The 22,314-nt window shown below is 57.8% G+C and carries 19 protein-coding genes and 1 pseudogene; 5 read left to right on the top strand and 15 right to left on the bottom strand.

Annotated features, from left to right (window positions below; all coding sequences use genetic code 11):
* The first annotated feature begins 6 nt into the window (after nucleotides 1-6).
* Nucleotides 7-960 carry a GlxA family transcriptional regulator gene (locus USG84_RS05950; protein WP_253542115.1) on the top strand — a complete coding sequence of 318 codons (954 nt, stop codon included), beginning with the start codon at nucleotides 7-9 and terminating at the stop codon, nucleotides 958-960.
* Nucleotides 961-968: 8 nt separating this feature from the next.
* Here the strand turns inward: USG84_RS05950 and nhoA are convergent, their stop codons facing one another.
* Entirely contained in the window at nucleotides 969-1,805 is an 837-nt protein-coding gene (nhoA, locus tag USG84_RS05955) for an N-hydroxyarylamine O-acetyltransferase (protein ID WP_253542117.1), read from the bottom strand.
* Between the two features lie 108 nt (nucleotides 1,806-1,913).
* Here nhoA and USG84_RS05960 point away from each other — a divergent pair, with 108 nt between their 5' ends.
* Entirely contained in the window at nucleotides 1,914-2,486 is a 573-nt protein-coding gene (locus USG84_RS05960; protein WP_061098118.1) for a flavin reductase family protein, read from the top strand.
* A 273-nt stretch (nucleotides 2,487-2,759) separates the two neighbouring features.
* On the opposite strand, the gene fusA is transcribed toward USG84_RS05960, so the two are convergent.
* Entirely contained in the window at nucleotides 2,760-4,859 is a 2,100-nt protein-coding gene (fusA, locus tag USG84_RS05965; RefSeq protein ID WP_320738207.1) for an elongation factor G, read from the bottom strand.
* A gap of 160 nt (nucleotides 4,860-5,019) precedes the next feature.
* Here fusA and USG84_RS05970 point away from each other — a divergent pair, with 160 nt between their 5' ends.
* The gene (locus USG84_RS05970; RefSeq protein WP_061098116.1) at nucleotides 5,020-5,322 is read left to right on the top strand and encodes an ArsR/SmtB family transcription factor; all 303 of its coding nucleotides are present in this window, start codon (nucleotides 5,020-5,022) and stop codon (nucleotides 5,320-5,322) included.
* A 64-nt stretch (nucleotides 5,323-5,386) separates the two neighbouring features.
* Here the strand turns inward: USG84_RS05970 and USG84_RS05975 are convergent, their stop codons facing one another.
* From USG84_RS05975 to USG84_RS06020, 10 genes and pseudogenes are all read right to left on the bottom strand, one after another.
* Nucleotides 5,387-6,388, bottom strand: coding sequence for a Kdo(2)-lipid IV(A) acyltransferase (locus USG84_RS05975; RefSeq protein ID WP_151413689.1), 1,002 nt, complete (start codon nucleotides 6,386-6,388; stop codon nucleotides 5,387-5,389).
* Between the two features lie 193 nt (nucleotides 6,389-6,581).
* Nucleotides 6,582-6,812 (bottom strand): tautomerase PptA, encoded by a 231-nt coding sequence (gene pptA, locus USG84_RS05980; protein WP_151413688.1) that lies wholly within the window; start codon nucleotides 6,810-6,812, stop codon nucleotides 6,582-6,584.
* Between the two features lie 37 nt (nucleotides 6,813-6,849).
* Complete coding sequence (locus tag USG84_RS05985; protein WP_061098114.1) at nucleotides 6,850-7,467, bottom strand: glutathione S-transferase family protein; 618 nt, start codon at nucleotides 7,465-7,467, stop codon at nucleotides 6,850-6,852.
* Between the two features lie 89 nt (nucleotides 7,468-7,556).
* A complete protein-coding gene (locus USG84_RS05990) occupies nucleotides 7,557-8,330 on the bottom strand; it encodes an amino acid ABC transporter ATP-binding protein (protein WP_151413687.1) in 774 nt (257 codons plus the stop codon).
* Nucleotides 8,314-9,240 (bottom strand): amino acid ABC transporter permease, encoded by a 927-nt coding sequence (locus USG84_RS05995; RefSeq protein ID WP_320738208.1) that lies wholly within the window; start codon nucleotides 9,238-9,240, stop codon nucleotides 8,314-8,316. Before USG84_RS05995 ends, USG84_RS05990 begins: the two co-directional genes overlap by 17 nt.
* Nucleotides 9,241-9,249: 9 nt before the next feature.
* Entirely contained in the window at nucleotides 9,250-9,759 is a 510-nt protein-coding gene (locus tag USG84_RS06000; protein WP_080329221.1) for a GNAT family N-acetyltransferase, read from the bottom strand.
* Between the two features lie 9 nt (nucleotides 9,760-9,768).
* A pseudogene (locus USG84_RS06005) lies at nucleotides 9,769-12,032 on the bottom strand (NtaA/DmoA family FMN-dependent monooxygenase).
* A gap of 16 nt (nucleotides 12,033-12,048) precedes the next feature.
* Nucleotides 12,049-13,170: an amidohydrolase gene (locus USG84_RS06010; protein WP_151413684.1), complete on the bottom strand. Its 1,122-nt coding sequence runs from the start codon at nucleotides 13,168-13,170 to the stop codon at nucleotides 12,049-12,051.
* Nucleotides 13,167-14,168 carry an LLM class flavin-dependent oxidoreductase gene (locus USG84_RS06015; RefSeq protein ID WP_253542134.1) on the bottom strand — a complete coding sequence of 334 codons (1,002 nt, stop codon included), beginning with the start codon at nucleotides 14,166-14,168 and terminating at the stop codon, nucleotides 13,167-13,169. The genes USG84_RS06010 and USG84_RS06015 overlap by 4 nt, the downstream gene beginning before the upstream one ends.
* A 110-nt stretch (nucleotides 14,169-14,278) precedes the next feature.
* Nucleotides 14,279-14,818 carry an AAA family ATPase gene (locus USG84_RS06020; protein WP_253542136.1) on the bottom strand — a complete coding sequence of 180 codons (540 nt, stop codon included), beginning with the start codon at nucleotides 14,816-14,818 and terminating at the stop codon, nucleotides 14,279-14,281.
* A 417-nt stretch (nucleotides 14,819-15,235) separates the two neighbouring features.
* On the opposite strand from USG84_RS06020, the gene ansP reads away from it, so the two are divergent.
* Complete coding sequence (gene ansP / locus USG84_RS06025; protein WP_028013287.1) at nucleotides 15,236-16,732, top strand: L-asparagine permease; 1,497 nt, start codon at nucleotides 15,236-15,238, stop codon at nucleotides 16,730-16,732.
* A gap of 51 nt (nucleotides 16,733-16,783) precedes the next feature.
* Here the strand turns inward: ansP and USG84_RS06030 are convergent, their stop codons facing one another.
* Complete coding sequence (locus USG84_RS06030; RefSeq protein WP_151413683.1) at nucleotides 16,784-17,845, bottom strand: YncE family protein; 1,062 nt, start codon at nucleotides 17,843-17,845, stop codon at nucleotides 16,784-16,786.
* A 243-nt stretch (nucleotides 17,846-18,088) separates the two neighbouring features.
* Here USG84_RS06030 and pqqU point away from each other — a divergent pair, with 243 nt between their 5' ends.
* Complete coding sequence (gene pqqU, locus USG84_RS06035) at nucleotides 18,089-20,203, top strand: TonB-dependent receptor PqqU (RefSeq protein WP_320738209.1); 2,115 nt, start codon at nucleotides 18,089-18,091, stop codon at nucleotides 20,201-20,203.
* Between the two features lie 119 nt (nucleotides 20,204-20,322).
* On the opposite strand, the gene USG84_RS06040 is transcribed toward pqqU, so the two are convergent.
* Together USG84_RS06040 and USG84_RS06045 are read right to left on the bottom strand one after the other, a co-directional pair.
* Nucleotides 20,323-20,991 carry a GntR family transcriptional regulator gene (locus tag USG84_RS06040; protein ID WP_061098103.1) on the bottom strand — a complete coding sequence of 223 codons (669 nt, stop codon included), beginning with the start codon at nucleotides 20,989-20,991 and terminating at the stop codon, nucleotides 20,323-20,325.
* Nucleotides 20,992-21,245: 254 nt separating this feature from the next.
* Nucleotides 21,246-22,286: an NADP-dependent oxidoreductase gene (locus USG84_RS06045; protein WP_253542141.1), complete on the bottom strand. Its 1,041-nt coding sequence runs from the start codon at nucleotides 22,284-22,286 to the stop codon at nucleotides 21,246-21,248.
* Nucleotides 22,287-22,314 lie beyond the last annotated feature (28 nt).

Below are 22,314 nucleotides of genomic sequence, written 5' to 3' on the forward strand. Positions count from 1 at the left end.
GCTTACATGACGCTTAAAATTGGTATTGTTGTATTTGACGGTATTATTCCTTTTCACCTTTCGGTGCCCTATGCCGTATTTGAGAAAGCGCTAACGCCAATGGGCGCCCCCCTTTGCCAGCTTGTCGTATGCGCTACCACGCCCGGCGCGCTTAAAACCAATGCCGGATTTTCTATCGTTGTCGAGCGTGGGCTTGATGAGCTGGCCGGAATGGATATGGTGATCGTCCCAAGCTGGGACTGTCCCGAGCATGCCCCGTCCCCCGATCTCCTGCAGGCCCTGCAAAAAGCACATGCCGCGGGTTCACGTATTGTGGGTTTGTGTATGGGCGCGTTTGTGGTCGCCGCTGCCGGGCTACTTGAAAACCGCCCTGCAACGACGCACTGGCGCTGGGCGTCTGACTTTCAGCGTCTCTATCCCTCCGTGCAGATGGATAAAGACGTTCTTTATATCGATAATGGTGACGTTGTCACCTCCGCGGGCACGGCGGCCAGTATCGACTGCTGCCTGCATCTGGTGCGTCAGGCCTGGGGCGCGGAAGTGGCGAATAGCGTAGCGCGGTTGCTGGTTGTACCGCCCCATCGTCAGGGTGGACAACGTCAATACGTAGAACTGCCGGTTCAGAACACGCGTCGAGGGGATAACTTCACCGACGCGCTAGCCTGGGCGACGGAAAACCTCCAACTTGCGCTCACGCTGGACTGCGTGGCGGGAAAAGCCTGCATGAGCCGTCGCAGCTTTACCCGGCGTTTTCAGCAAACCACCGGTGAGAGCTTTTCGCGCTGGCTGCTAAACCAGCGCATTATCGTCGCCCAACGCTATCTCGAAAAAACCGACCAGCCTGTGGATGACATTGCCGAGCGCGTCGGCTTTCCCTCAACAACGTCCTTGCGCCGCCACTTTCACAAGCTGCTTAACACCTCGCCATCTCGCTATCGGCGCGAGTTTCGTGGCCGATAGCGAGGGGGCTATTTCCCGTGCGTTTCAAACCCTGCCATCACCGCCGTGAGTTCTGCCAGCGTAAAGCCGTGCTTCGGATCGTCAACGCCCAGCCCAAAGCGTTCCTGCATCAGCTGATACAGCGCCCCGGCATCCGGCAAATGGATCTGCTCCTCCACGTGCCCGTTGTGCCAGTGGGTGAAGTTGAAGTTGGTCAGCGTCAGCTTGCCGCCGTCCGGCAGGTGGCGGCACATCAGCAGATGATGACGGAAATGCGACTGCGGCCAGTGCGCCGACCAGAAGTTCCCCATCACGTAATCGCTGAAATACTGCGTCGTCAGGTCAAAATGGTACATCGACTGCCAGTGCTCGTGGTGGCGGAACTGCAGCACCCAGTCGTTGCCCTCGCTCAGCAGACGGTAGATGCCGTGCGGGGTCTCCTGCTCCTCGTTGGCGAGCAGGCGAATCGGCGCCGTCAGCGTCTGTCCGCCGAAACCCACGTCGGCAATCCAGCGCTCGCCGTTCAGCTCGACCAGCAGCAGGCGGTGCGTGCGCGGCGGCATCTGCGCCGGATTTGCCAGTACGACCCGCCCCAGCACGCTGCGCACGGTAAACCCGACTTCACGCAACGCGCGCTCAAAAAGACCGTTTTGCTCAAAGCAATATCCCCCGCGTCGCGCCGTCACCAGCTTGTCGACCAGACATTGATCTTCAAGATGGATTTCGCGCGGCAGGACAACATCAATATTTTCGAACGGGATCGCACAGTTGTGGTGTAAATGCAGCGCGCGCAGGGTATCGATATCCACCCGTGGCGGTTGCGCCCAGCCGATGCGAGCGAAATAGGCGGTCAGAAATGGGGACATGCATCATTTTCCTTTGATTGTGATGTTTTGTTTATAAACTAATTTTACGCACTCACTTTGATTTACGTGCTTTTTCGCCATACTCATCGGTGTAGATGAGGAGATCCTATGAGCCACTTTCGCCCTGTTGAATTACGTCATGCCAGCCGTCTGCTCAACCACGGTCCCACCGTGCTTATCACCAGTCGGGATGAATCCCTCGACAGACGCAACGTGATGGCCGCCGCGTGGTCAATGCCCGTTGAGTTTGAACCGCCGCGCATCGCAATAGTCGTGGATAAAAGTACCTGGTCACGCGAGCTGATCGAGCGCAGCGGAAAGTTTGGCATCGTCATCCCCGGCGTGGCGGCGGCCAACTGGACGTTCGCGGTGGGTAGCGTGAGCGGGCGCGACGAGGACAAATTCAACTGCTACGGGATCCCGGTCGTGAACGGCCCTGAGCTTGGCCTGCCGGTGATTGAAGAAAAATGCCTGGCGTGGATGGAGTGCCGGTTATTACCCGTCACTTCCGCGGCAGAAAAATACGATACGCTGTTTGGCGAAGTGGTATCCGCAGCAGCGGATGAACGCGCGTTTGTCGCCGGACGCTGGCAGTTTGACGGGGATAAGCTGAATACTCTGCATCATCTGGGCGCGGGGACATTTGTGGCGAGCGGGAAGATGGTGAAGGCACTGGATTGAGAACCGCTCCCCCTGGGGGCTGAGGGTTCCCGAGTAATTTTTCTACCCGAAGCGGCGATTTACCGCCGGGAGCCCGGGTTGCCAGGGCGGCGGCGATTGAGCCGCCCTGGCACGTTCACTGGTAGAAGAATCACAGAGTAGCAAGGAACATAAAGTGAACGGAATGACCACCACTGCCGTATGTTCCCCTCACCCTAACCCTCTCCCCAAAGGGGCGAGGGGATGATTCACTGCTCGCATTATTTTATGGGGACCCCTCAGAGAGTGACCGTATTACTTCGCACGCCGTGAAATAATCTCATCCGCAACATTCCGCGGTGCTTCCGCAAAATGATGGAACTCCATCGTATACGTCGCGCGTCCCTGGGACATCGAGCGCAGCGTGGTGGCGTAACCAAACATCTCCGCCAGCGGTACGTCAGCGCGAATAATCTGACTGCCGTACTGCTCCGCCATCCCCTGCACCATGCCGCGGCGGGAAGAGAGATCGCCCATGATGTTCCCGGCGTACTCTTCCGGCGTTTCCACCTCCACGTGCATGATCGGCTCAAGAATAAACGGATCCGCCCTGCGAGCGCCCTCCTTGAAGCCGAGGATCGCCGCCATGCGGAACGCCATCTCCGAGGAGTCGACGTCGTGGTACGAGCCAAACGTCAGCGTCGCTTTGACGTCGACCACCGGATAGCCCGCCAGCACCCCGCTGTTCATCGCCTCCCGCAGCCCTTTCTCAACGGACGGGATATACTCGCGCGGCACCACGCCGCCCTTGGTGGCATCTTCAAATTTAAAGCCACTTCCGGGCTCCAGCGGCTCCAGGCTTAGGACCACATGGCCGTACTGCCCTTTACCACCGGACTGCCGGACAAATTTGCCTTCGATATCCTTCACCGCCTTGCGCAGGGTTTCGCGGTACGTCACCTGCGGGCGACCGATATTCGCCTCGACGCCAAACTCACGCTTCATGCGGTCGACGATGATCTCAAGATGTAGCTCACCCATCCCGGAGATAATGGTCTGGCCGGACTCTTCGTCAGTATGCAGGCGGAACGACGGATCTTCCGCCGCCAGACGCTGCAGCGCGATCCCCATTTTCTCCTGATCGCCTTTGGTTTTCGGCTCGATCGCCAACGAGATAACCGGGTCCGGGAACTCCATGCGCTCAAGCGTGATCACGGCGTTCGGATCGGTGAGCGTGTCGCCGGTGGTCACGTCCTTCAGCCCCACGCAGGCCGCGATATCCCCCGCGCGCAGTTCGTCCACCTCGTGGCGATCGTTGGCGTGCATCAGCACGATACGCCCGATGCGCTCTTTCTTCTCTTTTACCGGGTTATACACCGCGTCGCCTTTGCGCAGCACGCCAGAGTAGACCCGGATAAAGGTCAGTTGCCCGACGTACGGGTCGCTCATCAGCTTGAACGCCAGCGCCGAGAACGGTTCGTCATCGCTTGGATGACGCTCCGCGTGCTGCCCTTTTTCATCCACGCCGTCAATGGCCGGCACGTCCAGCGGGGACGGCATCAGTTCAATCACCGCATCCAGCATGCGCTGCACGCCTTTGTTTTTAAAGGCGCTGCCGCACAGCATCGGCTGGATTTCGCCCGAGATGGTGCGAATGCGCAGCCCCTGGATAATTTCCGCCTCCGTCAGGTCGCCCGTCTCCAGGTACTTATCCATCAGCTCATCGCTGGCTTCCGCCGCCGCGGAGACCATTTTTTCCCGCCACTCCTGGGCGGTACTGACTAAATCGTCCGGCACGGGCGCATAGCTGAACGCCATGCCCTGCGTGGCGTCGTCCCACAAAATGGTGCGCATCTTGATGAGATCGACCACGCCGGTGAAACGATCTTCGGCACCCACCGGGATGACAATCGGCACCGGATTGGCCTTCAGGCGCTCCTGCATCATCCGCACCACGCGGAAGAAATCGGCACCCGGACGGTCCATTTTGTTGACGAAGGCCAGCCGCGGAACGTGATATTTATTGGCCTGACGCCAGACGGTTTCCGACTGCGGCTGCACGCCGCCCACGGAGTCATACACCATCACGGCACCGTCGAGCACGCGCATGGAACGTTCCACCTCAATGGTGAAGTCCACGTGCCCCGGGGTGTCGATGATGTTGATCCGGTGCGGTTCAAACCCTCTGTCCATGCCCGGCCAGAAGCAGCTGACCGCCGCGGAGGTAATCGTGATCCCGCGCTCCTGCTCCTGCGCCATCCAGTCAGTGGTTGCCGCGCCATCATGTACTTCACCCAGCTTGTGGCTCATCCCGGTATAAAACAGGATGCGCTCAGTGGTGGTGGTTTTACCGGCATCGATATGCGCGGAGATACCGATGTTGCGATAACGTTCGAGAGGGATGGGTCGGGGCATGATATTTCCTTAAGTCTCATGACTTGTCTGTGACGACCGGGATGGTCGTGCATTCGTTCGTTTGCTATAATAGTCCCATTGTACGAGTATTATCGAACTATTTTTTAACGGTTGACCTATTGTTGATATAGCTCAATCTGACATCACGCGCAGGAAAACGATGATCCCAAACCACCCTGAAACTGAACAAATACTGCTGGAAAATGTGCTCTTTGCCCTCGGCAACCCGCTTCGCCTCTCGATTATTCGCCGGCTCGCCGATGGCAGCGAACTCAGCTGTAACGCGCTGCGCCCGGACGACGTGGTGAAGTCAACGATGACCCATCACTGGCGCGTGTTGCGCGACAGCGGCGTCATCTGGCAGCGCCCTCAGGGGCGGGAGAATATGATTTCATTGCGAAGAGACGATCTGGATGCCCGCTTTCCGGGGCTGATGGAGATACTGCTGACAGCAGGAAAATGAAAAATACAGCTTATTGTTAGCCGGGCAAGCGCAACGCCACCCGGCAAGAGATGAGAGCCGCTTTTTAGTGCTGAACCCCCGAGCGGTCAGAAAGGTCGTCGGCGGAGAGGATATCCACCCGCGATGCCGCGCGCTTGCGGCGGGCATACCTGTCCGGCTGGCCTTCAGGGCGCGTTTTGAAGCGACGGTGCAGCCACATATACTGCTCCGGCGCCATCAGCACCGCGCGCTCGATCGCCCGGTTCATCTGGGTTGCGACAGACTCTTTATCCGCGCCCTGCAATGAAGCGCTGATATCTTCAAGAACAATCAGCTCGTATCCGGTACCGTCCGCCCTGCGGCGCGGCACGAACGGAATCACGGCAGGTTTCGCGCTTTTGACCAGCATATAGCTTCCAGCGGTCGTGGCGGCATCCGGAACCGCAAAAAACGGCGCAAACACGCTGTTGGCTTTGCCATAGTCATGATCCGGGGCATACCACAGAATTTCATTCTGCTTCAGGGCGCGGATCATGCCCTTTAAATCATGGCGATCCAGCATGGTCTTATTAGAACGCAGACGCCCGCGCGTTTGTAGCCAGTCCAGCAGCGCATTATTGTTTGGACGATACACCCCAATACCGGGGTTGAGCATGCCAAATATCCGCGCGCCCAGTTCAAGCGTCAAAAAATGCATCCCCACCAGCACCACACCCTTTCCCTGCTCCCTGGCTTTTTCCATGTGCTCATAGCCGCGCACGGTAAAGCATTTCCGCACCCGCCGCTCGGGCCAGAACCACGCCATACCGGTTTCGATTACCCCCATCCCCACGGACTCAAAATTACGCTGCAGCAAAGATTCACGCTCCTCTGCTTTCATCTGCGGAAAGCAAAGTTCCAGGTTGCGGCGGGCAATCTCGACGCGGCGAGGCAGCAGACGCATGGCTAACCGCCCCAGGCTGTGTCCCAGTCTGTACAGCACCGGGTAAGGCAGCAGCATGATGAGCCACAGCGCGGCGATGCCTGTCCAGCTTAGCCAGTAGCGAGGGTGGAAAAAGGCGGGTGAAAACCGGGGTAATTTTGTCATGAGAAAATTATCCTTTAACGTTGCTGTCCTTAATTGATTCTGCTGGAGATCTTTCCTAAGGATTTATTAAATGTCAGTCAGAAACATTAAGTGTAACGGATAAGATAAAACTCATTTTTATCGTTTTTTGCGAAATGAAGGTATGAGAGGCAGGAGATGCCGGGCAAGACAACGACCCTACCCGGCAAAAAAATTACATCGAATACCCGGGCTTTTTAATTAACTCGTCCAGCTTCGGTCCTATTTCGGTATCCCATACCTGGGCTTTCCAGTCTTCCGGGTTCACCTGGTTCAAAGCAACCGATACTGAACCGTCTTTGCTGTTGAAATGGCGAATAATCACCTCGGCGATATCTGCCGCCAGCGAGGTTTTTTGCTCGTCGTTAAGATCGCGGGGAAAACATTTGATATCTACGTGTGGCATATGCAGGCTTCCTGTTATGTATGAGCATTCCACGTTATCAGATAATGTTGTTTGCCTTTAACACCTTGTGCAGTTCCGGCAGCTGACACACGGTATCCGCAATCGCCGTAAGCTTCGGCGTATTCGTCGCAAACCACTCATGGCGAGGCCCCCATGTGCGCGCCACCGCTATATATACATCCAGCAGCGTCAGCCGTTCACCCAGCGCAAAAGGGTCGGCCTTGAGCTGATTTTCAAACCACAGATAGAGGGATTTCCGGTATTCAATGCAGTTTTTCTGCAGCTGTTCCGGCGCATCGGGCACCCAGCGTTCCGGATAGTCGGCGTAAGTAAAGGTGGGATAGACGTTCGCCACGAACCAGATAAGCAGACGCTGAAACTGCTGGCGCTCAGCCTGCCCCACGGGCGGGGCAAGATCGGGACAGCGGTCGAGCACCATCAGGGCAATCGCCGCCGTTTCGGTCACGATCGCGCCATTTTCAAGCTCCAGGGTTGGCACCTGACACAGCGGATTGAGCTTTTGCAGCAGCTCGCGCTGCGGGCCGGGCTGGTCAAACCCGTCCACGTTCACAAACTGATAAGGGATATCTGCCAGGGTGAGCATCACTTCACCGATCGCCGAGCCCCAGCCGGGTACGCCATAGAGTTTCATCATGTTGCCCCCTCAGGGATAAAAACCCTAAGTGTAGAGCACCATGAGCAGGTTATCCCAGGCGGGTAGACCGCCTGTTTCATCGGCGCTCCTTACAGCACTTTGGAGAGGAACTGGCGCGTTCGCGGGTGCGACGGGCGGTTCAATACCTCGTCGCTGCTGCCCTGCTCCACGATTTTTCCGTCGACCATAAACACCACCTGATCCGCCACTTCACGGGCAAAGCCGATCTCATGGGTGACCACCACCAGCGTGGTGCCGGACCGGGCGAGCTTTTTAATCACGTCCAGCACTTCGCCCACCAGCTCCGGATCCAGCGCAGAGGTCGGCTCGTCAAACAGCATCACGCGGGGGCGCAGCGCCAGCGCGCGGGCAATCGCGATACGCTGCTGCTGGCCGCCTGAAAGGTGGCGGGACCAGGCATCCGCTTTATCCCGCAGCCCAACCACGTCCAGCAGGCTGTAGGCCCTCTCCACCGCCTCTTTTTTGCCGAGCTTTTTATGCGCGATGGGCGCCTCAATCAGGTTTTCCAGCACCGTCAGATGGGGAAAGAGATTGAAGTTCTGAAACACATAGCCCACGTTGACGCGCTGCCTGAGGATCTCCTTCTCCTTCAGCTCATAAAGCCTGTCGCCCTGACGACGGTAGCCAATGTAATCCCCGTCTATCTGGATAAAGCCCTCGTCGACGCGCTCCAGATGATTAATGGTGCGCAGCAGCGTCGATTTACCGGAGCCGGACGGCCCGAGGATCACCGTCACGGACCCCGGCGGGATCTCAAGCGAGACGTTGTCGAGCGCCTTATGGCGACCAAAATACTTGCTGACGCCGGTGATCGAGATATGTCCTTCAGGAGAGGCTTGCATGGATAGGCTCCTGTGCTGGCGTGGTAGTGACGGAACGGGTGCGACGGGCGACACGGTTATGATTAACCGCAGAGCGGCGTTCGCTGCGGGCAAGCGCGCGCTCGACCATATACTGAATGGCCGACAGGACGGTAGTAATGGCCAGATACCATGCGGCACCGACCATCAGCAGCGGGATAACCTCCTGCGTGCGGTTGTAGATCATCTGAATGGTGTAGAACAGCTCCGGCATCGCCAGGACGTAGACCATCGCCGTGCCCTTGGCGAGGCTGATGATTTCATTAAACCCGGACGGCAGAATGGTGCGCAGCGCCTGAGGCAGAATTATCCGCACCGTACGTCGCCAGGCCGGCAGGCCGAGCGCGGCAGCCGCTTCATACTGCCCGTGATCGACCCCGAGGAATCCACCGCGAATGATCTCGGCGGTATAGGCGCTCTGCACCAGGGTTAATCCCACCACGGCGGTGGAGAACTGCCCCAGCACGTTGATGGTTTCAAAGCTGCCCCAGGTGATGCCGGTGAACGGCACGCCGAGAGAAAGCGTGTCGTAGAGATAGGAAAAGTTGTAGAGAACGATCAGCACCACGATCAGCGGCAGGGAGCGAAACAGCCAGATGTAGCCCCACGCCAGGCTGCTCAGCAGCCATGACGAGGACAGTCTCGCCAGCGCCAGCACGCCGCCCAACACCACGCTCAGGGCGGTGCCGATCAGGGTCAGCAGCAGCGTCTGCCCTACGCCTTCGAGGATCGCCGGGTCAAAGAACCAGCGGGCGAACACCGCCCACTCCCAGCGCGGGTTAAAGGCCACGGACTGAACCACGACCGCCAGTATAAACAGCGCCACCGCGGCGCCGACGGCCCGCAGCGGGTAACGCGCCGGGACCACCTTAATGGTTTCAACGTTGCTCATCGTCGTTCCTTATGCGGTTTTACTGAACGCTTCGCGCACCAGCGTTTTAGTGAAGCGCAGCCGACCGTCAAACGGCGGCTGGCTGTACTCTTCCGGATCCCGGTTAAGATCGAACTGCGGCTGGTAGCCCTGGCTGAGGTACAGCCGCACCGCTTCGGGCTGGCGAAAACCGGTTGTCAGGTAGATCTGGCTGTAGCCTGCCAGCACCGCCCTGCGCTCCAGCTCCTGCACCACGCGCCCGGCAAGCCCCTGCTGACGCAGGGTTTTGTCCGTCCAGATGCGTTTGATTTCCGCGGTGCGTTCGTCGAAGGGCTTGTACGCGCCGGTGGCGATAATCTTCCCGTCGCGCTCCAGCACGATAAACAGCCCCTGCGGCGCTAAGTACCACTCGGTGAGCTCCACCTCGGCATCTTTGGAAAAGTAGTCCCCGTAGCGCGCGGCGTACTCACCGAACAGCCCCTCGATAACGGGCTGGAGTTCGGCATCTTCCGGCGAGACGTCACGAAATTGTTCACGCATAGCGCCTCCTCAGTCACCCAGCCCCGCCGGGTTCACTTCTGACTGCGGAATGCGCTCAACGCCCTCCCCCCAGCGGTTGAGCACTTTGTCGTAATCGCCGTTTTTGATTACGCCGTTCAGCGCGGTTTGCACCGGCTCAACCAGGCCGCTGCCTTTTTTCAGCGTCACCGCAATGTGCGCCGCCTTCGGCCAGCCGCCGTCGACGCTGCCGACCAGCTTGGTTTTCCCGGTCAGCGCCGCCTTCCATGCGCCAATCACGTTCGGGCCAAAGTAGGCATCCGCGCGCCCGGACTGGAGCGCCAGCGTTTGCGCCGCATCGTCTTTGGTGTAGATCGGCGTAAACGGTTTCAGCCCCTTCTTAAGGTTTTCGGCATTCCATGCCAGCAGGATGGCCTCCTGATTGGTCCCGGAACCAACGATAATCCGCAGCCCGGCGATATCCTCTGCCTTCTGAAGCGATTCGATCGGGCTGGTCGATTTCACGTAGAAACCGAGGGAGTCCTTACGGTAGGTGGCAAAATCAAACTTCTCCTTGCGCGCTTTGGTAACGGTAATGTTGCTGATGGCCGCATCGTATTTTCCGGACGCCACGCCCAGCGGCCAGTCTTCCCAGGAGGTTGGCACCACGTTCAGCTCCAGCCCGAGGCTGTCGGCCACCAGACGGGCGACGTCAACCTCGCTGCCGAGCAGCGTTTTGTTGTCGTCGGAAAACACCGTCAGCGGCGGTTGATTGAGGCCCGCCACCGCCACGGTAAATTTCCCCGGCACGGCAAAGCGATAATCTTTCGGCAGCTGCGCCACGGCATCGCTGTTTTTGGCGGTGTTGATCGGCGTTTTGTTGGCTTCGATACTCACGCCGGTGCCGTTGATGTTCACATTATCTGCCCAGACGGCAGGGGTAAAGGCCAGCGCGAGCGCCAGAATAAGCGTTGTTTTCTGCATAGCGAAGTTCTCTTTTATTGTTGTGTGAACTGGTTTTTCGGTTGGTCTAAGCCCAGACTCTCGCGCAGCGTGGTGCCCGGGTAGTCGGTGCGGAACAGGCCGCGGGCCTGTAAAACGGGCACCACCTGGTCAACAAAGCGCGGAAAGGTTTCCGGCGTACCGCCCTGAATGATGAAGCCGTCTGCGGCATAGCCTTCAAACCAGGCCTGCAGACCATCGGCCACCTCTTCCGGCGTACCGGAAAAGCGCGGGCGCGGCGAAGCGGCCTCCAGCGCCACCTGACGCAGGGTTAAGCCGCGCTCGTGGGCGTTACGCTTAATTTCATCGGTGGTACTGCGGAAGCTGTTTTTGCCCAGGTCACCGATATCCGGGAACGGCTCGTCGAGCGGGTACTGGCTGAAATCGTGATGCTCAAAATAACGTCCGAGGTAGTTGAGGGCATCGTTGATCGACACCAGCGCCGCGGTGGTTTGATACTGGTTTTCCACATCGTCGGCGTCCTTGCCCACAATCACACTGACGCCCTGGAAAATATGTAAATCTGACGCGCGGCGGCCGTTTGTTTCCAGCTGCTGCTTCACGTCGCGGTAAAACGCTTTCGCTTCTTCGAAGGTTTCGTGATGGGTAAAAATGGCGTCGGCATGTTTTGCCGCCAGCTTTTTCCCGTCGTCCGACGCGCCCGCCTGAAAAACAATCGGACGCCCCTGCGGGGTGCGGCCAATATTCAGCGGCCCGGCGACCTTGAAGAAGTCACCGTGGTGATTCAGGGCGTGAAGTTTAGCCGGGTCAAAAAACTGCCCGCTCTCTTTGTTGCGGATGAACGCGTCGCCTTCCCAGGAATCCCACAGCCCTTTAACCACGTCGAGATACTCATCGGCAATGCGGTAGCGCAGGGCATGCTCCGGGTGTTTTTCGCGGGAAAAGTTCTTCGCCGAGCCTTCCAGCGGCGAGGTCACCACGTTCCAGCCCGCGCGCCCGTTGCTCAGGTGATCGAGGCTGGCGAACTGGCGTGCCGTGGTAAAGGGCTCGCTGTAGGAGGTGGATAAGGTTCCCACCAGCCCCAGACGCGAGGTGATGCTTGCCAGCGCGGATAATACCGTTAACGGCTCAAAGCGGTTTAAAAAATGCGGAATGGATTTCTCATTGATATAAAGACCGTCGGCAACAAATAAAAAATCGAGCTTGCCCTCCTCCGCTTTTAACGCCGTCTCTTTTACAAATTCAAAATTAATGCTGGCATCCGCGACCGCCGCTGGATGACGCCAGGCGGACATATTTCCGGACGCACCGTGCAAAATGGTCCCGAGCCGCAGTTGACGATGTGCAGACATATTTACCTCTCCAGAATTAAACGTGTTGCAGCGCTTTTTCCGCAAGCTGGGCGAAATAGCGGGCAGCGGGCTCAATTAATGCTTCGTCCGGATTAAATGCCGGGTGGTGTAAACCAAACGGGCTATTGCTGCCGATGCTGACAAACGCGCCGGGAACGGACTGCAAATAAACCGCGAAATCTTCCCCACCCATATGCAGCTCCGCGTGTCGGGTTTCATACCCCGCCTCACGGGCAACCGAGGTGGCAAAATCGGCCCAGCGCTCGTCGTTCACCAGCGCGGTGGGCCCGGCATACCAGGTAATATCAATCTGCGCGCTGAAGGCGCTGGCAAACCCGGCGGCGATTTCGCCCACGCGAGCCTTCACGTTCTGCTGCACCTCCAGGCGGTGGGTGCGCAGCGTGCCTTCCAGCTCGACGCTTTCCGGCAGCACGTTCCAGGTATTCCCCCCGGCAATGCGCGTTACGCTCAGCACCACCGAATCCAGCGTGTTGACGTTGCGGCTGGCGACGCTCTGCAGCGCCGTCACCAGCTGGCTCGCCAGCACAATAGCGTCGTTGCCTTCGTGAGGACGCGCGGCGTGCGCGCCTTTGCCGGTAATGCGGATTACGAAGCGGTCGACGTTGGCATAGAACGGCCCGCCGCGGGTGGCGAACTCACCGACCGGCAGGCCGGGCTCGTTGTGCATACCGAAGATGGCGCGGACGTCACGGAGGGCCCCCGCGCGCACCATGCTCTTCGCCCCGCCAAAGTTCTCTTCGGCAGGCTGGAACAGGATCCGCACCCGGCCGTTGAGCGAGGCTTCGCGCTCTTTGAGCTTTAACGCGGCGCCGAGGATCACGCTGGTGTGGATATCGTGTCCGCAGGCGTGCATCACGCCTGCATGCTGCGAGCTAAACGGTACGCCGCTGCGCTCCTCAATTGGCAGGGCATCAATGTCTGCCCGCAGCGCAATCAGTTTGTCACCGGCCCCGATTTCCGCCACCAGCCCGGTCGGCAGGTCGTAGGGCTGAGGGGGAATTCCGGCATCCGTCAGCCACTGGCGCAGGCGGGCGGTGGTCTCCACTTCCTGGCCGGACAGCTCCGGGTTCCGGTGCAGCTCGCGGCGCCAGGCAATCAGCTGTTCGCCGAAGCTCATACGGTGACCTCCCTGTTAAGACGCGCCTCGGCCAGCAAACGCAGGGACTGGACGCGCGCTGCCCCCTCCGCGACCGGCGTGTCGATGATAAATTCGTCAATGCCCCACTGCTCATGCAGGGCATTGAGCTGTTCCAGCACCGACTCAGCCGTGCCCGCCAGCAGCGACTGCGCCCGACGGGCAATGCGCACCGGCTCGCTCCCCGCCTGACGGGCAAAGGCGTAGGCCTGTTCCTCGCTGGCGACGGTCACGCGCTGGCCGTTTGCCAGCTCAACGCCCCACACTTCGACCTTCTGCGCCAGCGCGTCCGCCTCGGCATGGGTCCGTGCGACAATCGACTGCACCGCCACAATCACCTCCCGCGCGCTGTTCTTACGCCAGGTTGATACCACCTCACGCAGCAGTTCCGGGTCGCCGTTCAGGTGCGCGGCAAAGACGAAGTGCCAGTCGAGCGATGCGGCGAGCAGCGCGCTTTCGGTGCTGGCGCCCAGCAGAAAGCCCTGGGCAGGTACCGGCGGCAGCGGCGTGGCGCGCACGGCTTCCTCCGCAGACTGACGTTCAGGGCGGATCCAGCGATCGAGCTGGGCCAGCTGTTCGGCAAAGCTGCCTTTTTCATATTGATGCAGCCCCTGCTGCAGCGCGCGGGTCGAGAGCGGCAGCCCGCCGGGGGCTTTCCCGACGCCCAGATCCACGCGACCGGGCGCCAGCGCGGCCAGCACGTTGAAGTTTTCAGCGACTTTATAGGGGCTGTAGTGCTGGAGCATCACACCGCCGGATCCGACGCGGATGCGCGTGGTTTGCCCGAGGATCCAGGCAATCAGCAGCTCCGGCGACGGGCTGGCAAGATGGGGAGTGTTGTGGTGTTCGGCAATCCAGAAGCGGTGATAGCCCAGATTTTCTGCCTGTTGCGCCAGCGCTAACGTCCGCGCCAGCGCATCGGCAGCCGTTTCATTTTCAGCGATGGGGCTTTTATCCAGAATGCTGATTCGCCATGACATGTTGCGTTCTCGTTTGACTTAACATGGCGACATTATTAAAGGCGCATTTCACCACTGAGAAACAATTAATTTACATTTGGTTTCCCGGAAAACAGAAAAGCATAACCCTGCTAACGGTGTGATTTTAGCGATGAAATCAGCGCATCCGCCTCCTGACGACGGGTGATGCGGACAAACTGGATATGGCGGTATTGCGGGTTTTGCATGTCAGCTTCGTAACGTTTGCGGTTGCTGCGCCACGTTTTAATTGTCCAGATGATGATGGACTCCCGGCTGAAAAATGAGCGGCGGAAGCTTTCGCGGTTTCCGGTGCCGGGCCAAAGCTCCTGCCGGTGCCATGCGCGTTTGAATGCGCGCGTGACCGCCTGCCGGAGCGTGCGGGTGAATCCGCAGTCGACCCACACGACCATATCCACATCACGCCACTTCACCGGGCGCGTGCGATTGTAGTTGCCGTCAAGCACCCAGCCGGGCGTGGCAGCGAGCGTATCCTCCAGCGTGTCTAGCAGCACTTCGTCCGGTGTCCCCTGCCAGTCAGGGCGCCAGTACAGCCTGTCCATCTCAATATACGGGAGCGACAGCTCCGTCGCGATGCGTCTGGCAAGCGTACTTTTTCCACTTCCGCTGGTACCGATAATATTAATTTTCACCGTTCCGCCTGACCCTGCTGAAGAAAACGGATCGCATCATATCGTTTTAGTTTTGTTAATGAAACGCCAGTGAGGCGCAGCAGGCTGGCGCTCTACCCCTATGTAATTATTAAGGGATTCTGATGATTAAAGCAGCACTTCAATAATTGTTTTGACTAAAAAATCGCCACGATTCAGCGCGTTGTAATCCTTGTCTGCTCTGACCACACGATTTCCTTCGACCTGCATCACTTTCGGCACGGTTATATTTTGCGTCGCTTATGAATTGCAGGTAGGATGCCTCGCCATGTTTCGCCTTATCCATACGCAGAATGACTGGGAAGGCGGCATGTGTTTGCGCAGAAGCAATCGTTTGTATTGCATTCTGCCAGGCAGGACTATCACGATAATGGTTCAGACAGGCAAACAGGTAACTCAATGAAAACAAGCAATAAAAGCGCAGCCGATCATCATGCTGCGAAACGTCGCTGGTTGAACTCCCACGAAGAGGGCTACCACAAAGCGATGGGCAACCGTCAGGTTCAAATGATCGCCATCGGCGGCGCTATTGGAACGGGTCTGTTTTTAGGTGCTGGCGCGCGTCTGCAGATGGCGGGCCCGGCTCTCGCCCTGGTTTATCTGGTGTGCGGGATTTTCTCCTTCTTCATTCTTCGCGCGCTGGGTGAACTGGTACTGCATCGCCCTTCCAGCGGAAGCTTCGTCTCTTACGCCCGAGAATTCCTCGGTGAAAAAGCCGCCTACGTGGCAGGCTGGATGTACTTCGTCAACTGGGCAATGACCGGTATCGTCGATATCACCGCCGTTGCGCTCTATATGCACTACTGGGGCGCGTTCGGTGATGTGCCGCAGTGGGTGTTTGCCCTTGGCGCGCTGGCGATCGTCGGCACCATGAACATGATCGGCGTGAAGTGGTTCGCCGAGATGGAGTTCTGGTTTGCGCTGGTCAAAGTGCTCGCCATTGTGATTTTCCTGGTGGTCGGTACCGTCTTCCTCGGCAGCGGCAAGCCGCTGGATGGCAATGCTACCGGCTTCCACCTGATAACCGATAACGGCGGCTTCTTCCCGCACGGTCTGCTGCCTGCGCTGGTGCTGGTTCAGGGCGTGGTGTTTGCCTTTGCCTCTATCGAGCTGGTCGGTACCGCTGCGGGCGAATGTAAAGATCCGCAGACTATGGTGCCAAAAGCCATTAACAGCGTGATCTGGCGTATCGGTCTGTTCTACGTCGGCTCCGTGGTGCTGCTGGTTCTGCTGCTGCCGTGGAACGCCTATCAGGCCGGCCAGAGCCCGTTCGTCACCTTCTTCTCGAAGCTCGGCGTGCCTTACGTGGGCAGCATCATGAACATCGTGGTGCTGACGGCGGCGCTCTCCAGCCTGAACTCCGGTCTTTACTCTACCGGCCGTATCCTGCGCTCCATGTCGATGGGCGGTTCCGCGCCGAAGTTCATGTCGAAGATGAGCAAGCAGCACGTACCTTACGCGGGCATTCTGGCCACGCTGGTGGTGTACGTCTTCGGCGTATTCCTGAACTATCTGGTGCCGTCTCAGGTCTTCGAGATCGTTCTGAACGTGGCCGCGCTGGGGATTATCGCCTCCTGGGCCTTTATCGTGGTCTGCCAGATGCGTCTGCGTAAAGCCATTAAAGAAGGTAAAGCCGCAGATATCAGTTTCAAGCTGCCGGGCGCGCCGGTGACCTCCTGGCTCACCCTGCTCTTCCTGTTCAGCGTGCTGGTGCTGATGGCGTTCGACTACCCGAACGGCACCTATACCATTGCCACCATCCCGCTGCTGGCCGTGCTGCTGATCGCTGGCTGGTTCGGCGTGCGTAAGCGCGTTCACGAAATTCACAGCACCGCGCCGGTTCATCCAGACGATGAAAAACACGACGCGCCGCTGGTGGAAGAGACCTCGCGTTAAGCATCAAAAAAGCATTAAAAAGGGAAGGCATATGCCTTCCCTTTTTTTATATTACAGCGCGATACGAATCACGTCGTCAGGCTGGGTCGCTTCCTGCTGGCGGGTAGATTTCTGCTTCACCGTCACGTAGAGCGTTTTGCCATCCGCCGAGAGCGCCAGGCTGTTCGGATAGACCGGCGTATCGAACGTTTTGGTCACTTTGTAGGTTTTCGCGTCGATCACGCTCACCTTGCCGGCCTCGCGGTGCGTCACGTAGGCTTCATTGCGCGCCGGGTTAAACAGAACGGCCAGCGATTCAGGCGCGGCGATTTTCTCGATCACGCTGCCGTCTTTCAGGCTCACCGCCAGCACTTCCGGCTGTTTTGAATCGGTCAGGAACGCGCGCTGACCGGCGGTGTCCAGGCTCAGGTTCAGGTAGAAGTGCTCTTTTCCATCGTCCTGCACTTTTTTACGGCTCAGGATTTTGTTGGTGGCGGTATCAATGGTGACCAGCTCGCCGTCAGCATTGGTGGTGTAGAGGCGTTTCCCCTTCGCATCCAGCGCCAGACCGGTGCTGTACGTGCCGGTATTGGCAATGGTCTCTTTCAGCTTCAGCGTTGCGCCATCCACGACCCAAATCACGCTCTCTTTGCCGACACCGGTGATGTAAATCGTGTTGCTCGCGTCATCCGCCACCAGCTGGCGCGGCTGCAGCGGCTTGACGGTTTCACTGCGCTGGCGGCTATCAAGCACCAGACGCCCTTTCACGTCGCCCGTTTTCGCATCAATGGCCGTCACCGCGCCGTTGATCGTATTACCCAGCCACAGGGTTTGCGTCGCGCCGTCAAGGGTGGCGCCAAACGGTTTGAGATCGCTATGAATGGCCTGCGTCACCTCCAGCGTGGCAGGATCGAGGCGATAGATAACGCCACCCTTGTCGAGTTTACGGCTTTGCGACGTCGCAACCCACAGCGCGTTCTCCTGCTGGCTGACCGCCATTTCATAGGCACCCTTACCCACCGCTTTACGCAGCATCTCTTCGGCGGCATGCGCCTGGAAGGTTCCGGCAAACAGTAAAGCGGCAGACAGCAGAGACGTACTCAGGCGTGGCGAGCACAGATGGCGTAAAGACATAACAATTCCTTTTTTGAAAATTGGGGGTACTGCTGACATTGCTTCCGGCTGGCAACGTCATGGCATTGCCTTTTTGATAATGAGAATAGTAATCATTAATAAGTTAAAAGTGGAGTTTTTCTTTTCCCTATTGCCTTTCATTAACGCAATGTGCGGTTATAGTTTTCAAAACATTTACAAAACCTTTAACATGTATGGACATGTTCCATTTGGTTCGTTTATACATCACAACCGGTTTTACTCATGAAAATCATATCTGCCCGTAAGGCATCTCTCCCGCTGCTGCTGGTTCCCGTTGTTTTTGCGCCTCTAAGCGCGATAAGCGCAGAGGAACAGACCATGATCGTCAGCGCCACGCCGCAAACCGTATCAGAGCTTGATACTCCGGCGGCGGTCAGCGTCGTGAATGGCGACGATATGCGCCACGCCGCGCCGCGCATTAATCTCTCCGAATCGCTTGGCAGCGTTCCGGGACTACAGATTCAGAACCGTCAGAACTATGCTCAGGATCTCCAGCTTTCGATGCGCGGATTTGGTGCCCGGTCAACGTTTGGCGTGCGCGGCATTCGCATGTATGTCGACGGTATTCCAGCCACCATGCCGGACGGACAGGGCCAGACCTCCAACATCGATCTCTCCAGCATTGACAGCGTTGAGGTGCTGCGCGGTCCCTTCTCCGCCCTGTACGGCAACGCCTCCGGCGGCGTGATTAACATCAATACGCAAACCGGGCAGCAGCCGCCGACCATCGAGGCGAGCAGCTATTACGGCAGTTACGGAACATGGCGCTACGGCATGAAAGCCACCGGCGCAATGGGTGACGGGACGCACGCGGGGGACGTGGATTACACCGTATCCACCACCCGCTTCACCACTAAAGGCTACCGCGACCACAGCGGCGCGCGGAAGAATCTCGCGAACGCCAAACTGGGCGTACGCATTGACGACGCCAGCAAGCTGACGCTGATTTTTAACAGCGTGGACATGAAGGCCAACGATCCTGGCGGGCTGAGCTATCAGGAGTGGCAGGACAACCCGCGCCAGTCCCCGCGTGGCGATCAGTACAACACGCGCAAGACCATCAAGCAGACTCAGGCGGGGCTGCGTTACGACCGCCAGCTTAGCGCTCAGGACGATCTCAGCGTGATGATGTACGCCGGCGAGCGTGAAATGACTCAGTACCAGTCGATCCCCTATCAGCCGCAGCTGAGGCCTTCTCACTCCGGCGGCGTGATCGATATGCAGCGTCATTATCAGGGGGTTGATACCCGCTGGACGCACCGCGGCGAGCTGCTGGTGCCGGTCACCTTCACCACCGGTCTGAACTATGAAAACATGAGTGAAGACCGCCGCGGGTACGAGAACTTCGTGATGAACAACGGCGTGCCGGACTACGGCGTGAAGGGTGATAAACGCCGGAACGAACGTAACCTGATGTGGAACGTTGACCCTTACCTGCAGACCAGCTGGCAGCTGACGCAGAAACTGTCCGTCGATGCGGGCGTGCGTTACAGCTCGGTCTGGTTTGATTCCAACGACCATTACGTTACGCCGGGCAACGGCGACGACAGCGGTGACGCGAGCTATCACAAGTGGCTCCCGGCGGGCTCCGTGAAGTATGCGGTGACGGACGCGTGGAACCTCTACGCTGCCGCAGGACGTGGCTTCGAAACGCCAACCATCAACGAGCTCTCGTATCGCGCCGATAACCAGGGCGGCCTGAACATTGGCCTGCAGCCCTCCACGAACAACACGTATGAGGTGGGCAGTAAAACCCGCATTGGCAATGGCCTGCTGACGGCAGCGCTGTTCCGCACCGATACGGATGACGAGATCGTGGTGGATGCCAGCTCTGGCGGCCGCACCAGCTATAAAAATGCCGGCAAGACCCGCCGTCAGGGAGTCGAAGTGTCTCTCGATCAGCAGTTCGCTGAGAGCTGGAAGCTGAAACTGGCGTGGACCTATCTTGATGCCACCTACCGGACCAACGTCTGCGGCGACGCGGACTGTAACGGCAACCGTATGCCGGGCATTGCCCGCAATATGGGCTATGCGTCGTTTGGCTGGCAGCCTGAAGAAGGCTGGTACGCGGGCTCGGACGTGCGCTATATGAGCGATATCATGGCCGACGACGAGAACACGGCGAAAGCGCCGTCGTACACGGTGGTCGGGCTGAATACCGGGTATAAATTCAACTACGGCAGCTGGGGGATGGACGTCTTTGGCCGCGTAGATAACCTGTTCGACAAAGAGTACGCTGGCTCGGTTATTGTCAACGAATCCAACGGGCGTTATTACGAGCCAGCGCCTGGCCGTAACTACGGTGTGGGTCTGTCGGTTTCTTATCGATTCGAGTAAGAAAAAAGTAAAGTTTATTTTATAAAGAAAATAACGCTCCTGATGGCAAAATGCCATCAGGAGTTATTCACCAGATAAATAATTAAATGCGGTATATAGTCGCTCTGTTAAATAATCTCTCAGTTAAAATATTGTCGCTGTAAAAGCGTATTCGCTTCATCAATCAACTTTTCTATCGCCTTCTGGCTGGCGTCAACATCCCGGCGTTCCAGGGCTGAAAGCAGTTCGTCATAGTGATACGTCGCTTCTTTAATGTCATTAAGCTCCTGGTGCAGGTAGTTAATGCACGGTCCGATGCGCACCCAAAGCTGTTCAATTAACGCATTCAGCGTGGGCATTTCCGCGTACTGATAAAGCGTAAAGCGGAAGATGCGATTCGCCTGCAATGCCTGCTGAACGTTCCCGTTGCGCATAGCCTCATGAAACGCTTCCGACAATTTGCGCAACGTCTCCATCTTTTGGTCAGACATATTCTGACAGGCTGCGGCAACCGCCATGGGCTCAAGCTGCTTGCGAATAGCGTTGATTTCGTTGTAACGGTCCAGCGTCACTTCCGGCACCAGAAATGCCTGTGCTGGCGTGGCATGCAATGCCCCTGCTGATACCAGACGCAGCAGCGCCTCGCGTACTGGGGTAATGCTGGTTCCTAATTTATCGGCGATCTCTTTCGTAATCAGTCGTGCACCAGGTTTAAGGGAGCCTGTAATTAACGCTCCTTTTAAACTGAGTTCAACTTGCATGGTAAGACTGATCCTTTGGGCTTTTTCTAAGTGATCCAAATCAAGCATGTTCAATTCCTGTAGCTAAAACTTAATGCTATTTTAAACGCCAGTTTTAATAAAACGACGCTGGTCCGATATATCCTGTATCGTCATGCCTGGTGGTGGGAAGTACATAAAACAGCAAAAAATGCAAAATGTGTTTTTTTTATCGGTTTCGGGCTCATCCGGGATGATGGCGCGAAAAGCCATGTCCGTTAATTAAAGACAATATATCGTATCTTCACAAATAAATATGGCGGGAAACCCCGCCATAGTGCCTTTTATTTATTGTCCCCCGCGACGCGAATCACGACTTTACCGAAGTTTTTTCCTTCCAGCAGGCCAATCAGCGCTTCAGGCGCGTTCTCCAGCCCGTCCGTCACCTGTTCACGATAGTGAATTTTGCCCTCCTGCACCCAGCGCCCCATCTCTTCCTGAAACTCGTGAATGCGGTGACCGTAGTCCTGGGCGATGATAAAGCCCTGCATCCGAATGCGTTTCTTCAGAATGGTGCCCATCAAAAGCGGCAAACGGTCCGGCCCCTCAGGCAGGCCCGTTGCATTGTAGCCGCTCACCAGGCCACACACCGGCACGCGCGCGGAGGTATTCAGCAGCGGCAGCACGGCGTCAAATACTTTCCCGCCGACGTTTTCAAAATAGACATCAATGCCTTTCGGGCAGGCGCGTTTCAGCTGCTCAGCGAAATCCGCCGCGTGGTGATCCAGACACGCGTCAAACCCGAGCACCTCTACGGCGTGGCGGCACTTTTCTGCGCCACCGGCGACGCCAACCACCCGGCAGCCTTTAATTTTGCCGATCTGCCCAACGGTTGCGCCAACCGGGCCCGTCGCCGCGGCCACCACCAGCGTTTCGCCCGCTTTAGGTTGTCCGATATCCAGTAATCCCATATAGGCGGTAAAGCCCGGCATCCCAAGAATGCCCAGCGTCCAGGAAGGATGGGAGGGATTATCGCCCAGCTTGACCAGGCCGCTGCCGTCCGAAAGCGCGTACTCCTGCCAGCCGCTGTAGCTCAGCACCCATTCACCCGCTTTAAAGTCGGGGTGGTTTGACTGCTCAACGCGGCTCACCGTTCCCCCTACCATCACCGCACCAATTTCAACCGGCGGAGAATAGGATGGCGCATCGCTCATGCGGCCCCGCATGTAAGGGTCCAGCGACAGCCACACGGTGCGAAGCAACAGCTGCCCCGCCTGAGGTGCAGGAACAGGCTGCTCTTCCAGACGAAAATTCTCCGCAACCGGCGCGCCCTGTGGACGCGAGGCCAGCACCCAGCGGCGATTTTGCGAAACAGATTGATTCATCGGGTTCTCCTTCTGGTACAAATGTCAT

The sequence above is a fragment of the Enterobacter sp. 168J2 genome, from assembly GCF_034107265.1.
In the GTDB taxonomy this organism is placed as follows: Bacteria; Pseudomonadota; Gammaproteobacteria; order Enterobacterales; family Enterobacteriaceae; genus Enterobacter; species Enterobacter nematophilus.

Bases quoted from the DNA above. Each gene is read 5' to 3' on its own strand.
- pptA (WP_151413688.1), bottom strand. From the start codon at position 6,812: ATGCCACACGTAGATATCAAATGTTTTCCCCGCGATCTTAACGACGAG.
- USG84_RS06000 (WP_080329221.1), bottom strand. From the start codon at position 9,759: ATGCGTGAACAATTTCGTGACGTCTCGCCGGAAGATGCCGAACTCCAG.
- USG84_RS06010 (WP_151413684.1), bottom strand. From the start codon at position 13,170: ATGAGCTTCGGCGAACAGCTGATTGCCTGGCGCCGCGAGCTGCACCGG.
- fusA (WP_320738207.1), bottom strand. From the start codon at position 4,859: ATGCCCCGACCCATCCCTCTCGAACGTTATCGCAACATCGGTATCTCC.
- USG84_RS06030 (WP_151413683.1), bottom strand. From the start codon at position 17,845: ATGTCTTTACGCCATCTGTGCTCGCCACGCCTGAGTACGTCTCTGCTG.
- nhoA (WP_253542117.1), bottom strand. From the start codon at position 1,805: ATGTCCCCATTTCTGACCGCCTATTTCGCTCGCATCGGCTGGGCGCAA.
- USG84_RS05960 (WP_061098118.1), top strand. From the start codon at position 1,914: ATGAGCCACTTTCGCCCTGTTGAATTACGTCATGCCAGCCGTCTGCTC.
- ansP (WP_028013287.1), top strand. From the start codon at position 15,236: ATGAAAACAAGCAATAAAAGCGCAGCCGATCATCATGCTGCGAAACGT.
- USG84_RS05995 (WP_320738208.1), bottom strand. From the start codon at position 9,240: ATGAGCAACGTTGAAACCATTAAGGTGGTCCCGGCGCGTTACCCGCTG.
- USG84_RS06040 (WP_061098103.1), bottom strand. From the start codon at position 20,991: ATGCTTGATTTGGATCACTTAGAAAAAGCCCAAAGGATCAGTCTTACC.
- USG84_RS06015 (WP_253542134.1), bottom strand. From the start codon at position 14,168: ATGTCATGGCGAATCAGCATTCTGGATAAAAGCCCCATCGCTGAAAAT.
- USG84_RS05950 (WP_253542115.1), top strand. From the start codon at position 7: ATGACGCTTAAAATTGGTATTGTTGTATTTGACGGTATTATTCCTTTT.
- pqqU (WP_320738209.1), top strand. From the start codon at position 18,089: ATGAAAATCATATCTGCCCGTAAGGCATCTCTCCCGCTGCTGCTGGTT.
- USG84_RS05990 (WP_151413687.1), bottom strand. From the start codon at position 8,330: ATGCAAGCCTCTCCTGAAGGACATATCTCGATCACCGGCGTCAGCAAG.
- USG84_RS06045 (WP_253542141.1), bottom strand. From the start codon at position 22,286: ATGAATCAATCTGTTTCGCAAAATCGCCGCTGGGTGCTGGCCTCGCGT.
- USG84_RS05975 (WP_151413689.1), bottom strand. From the start codon at position 6,388: ATGACAAAATTACCCCGGTTTTCACCCGCCTTTTTCCACCCTCGCTAC.
- USG84_RS05970 (WP_061098116.1), top strand. From the start codon at position 5,020: ATGATCCCAAACCACCCTGAAACTGAACAAATACTGCTGGAAAATGTG.
- USG84_RS05985 (WP_061098114.1), bottom strand. From the start codon at position 7,467: ATGATGAAACTCTATGGCGTACCCGGCTGGGGCTCGGCGATCGGTGAA.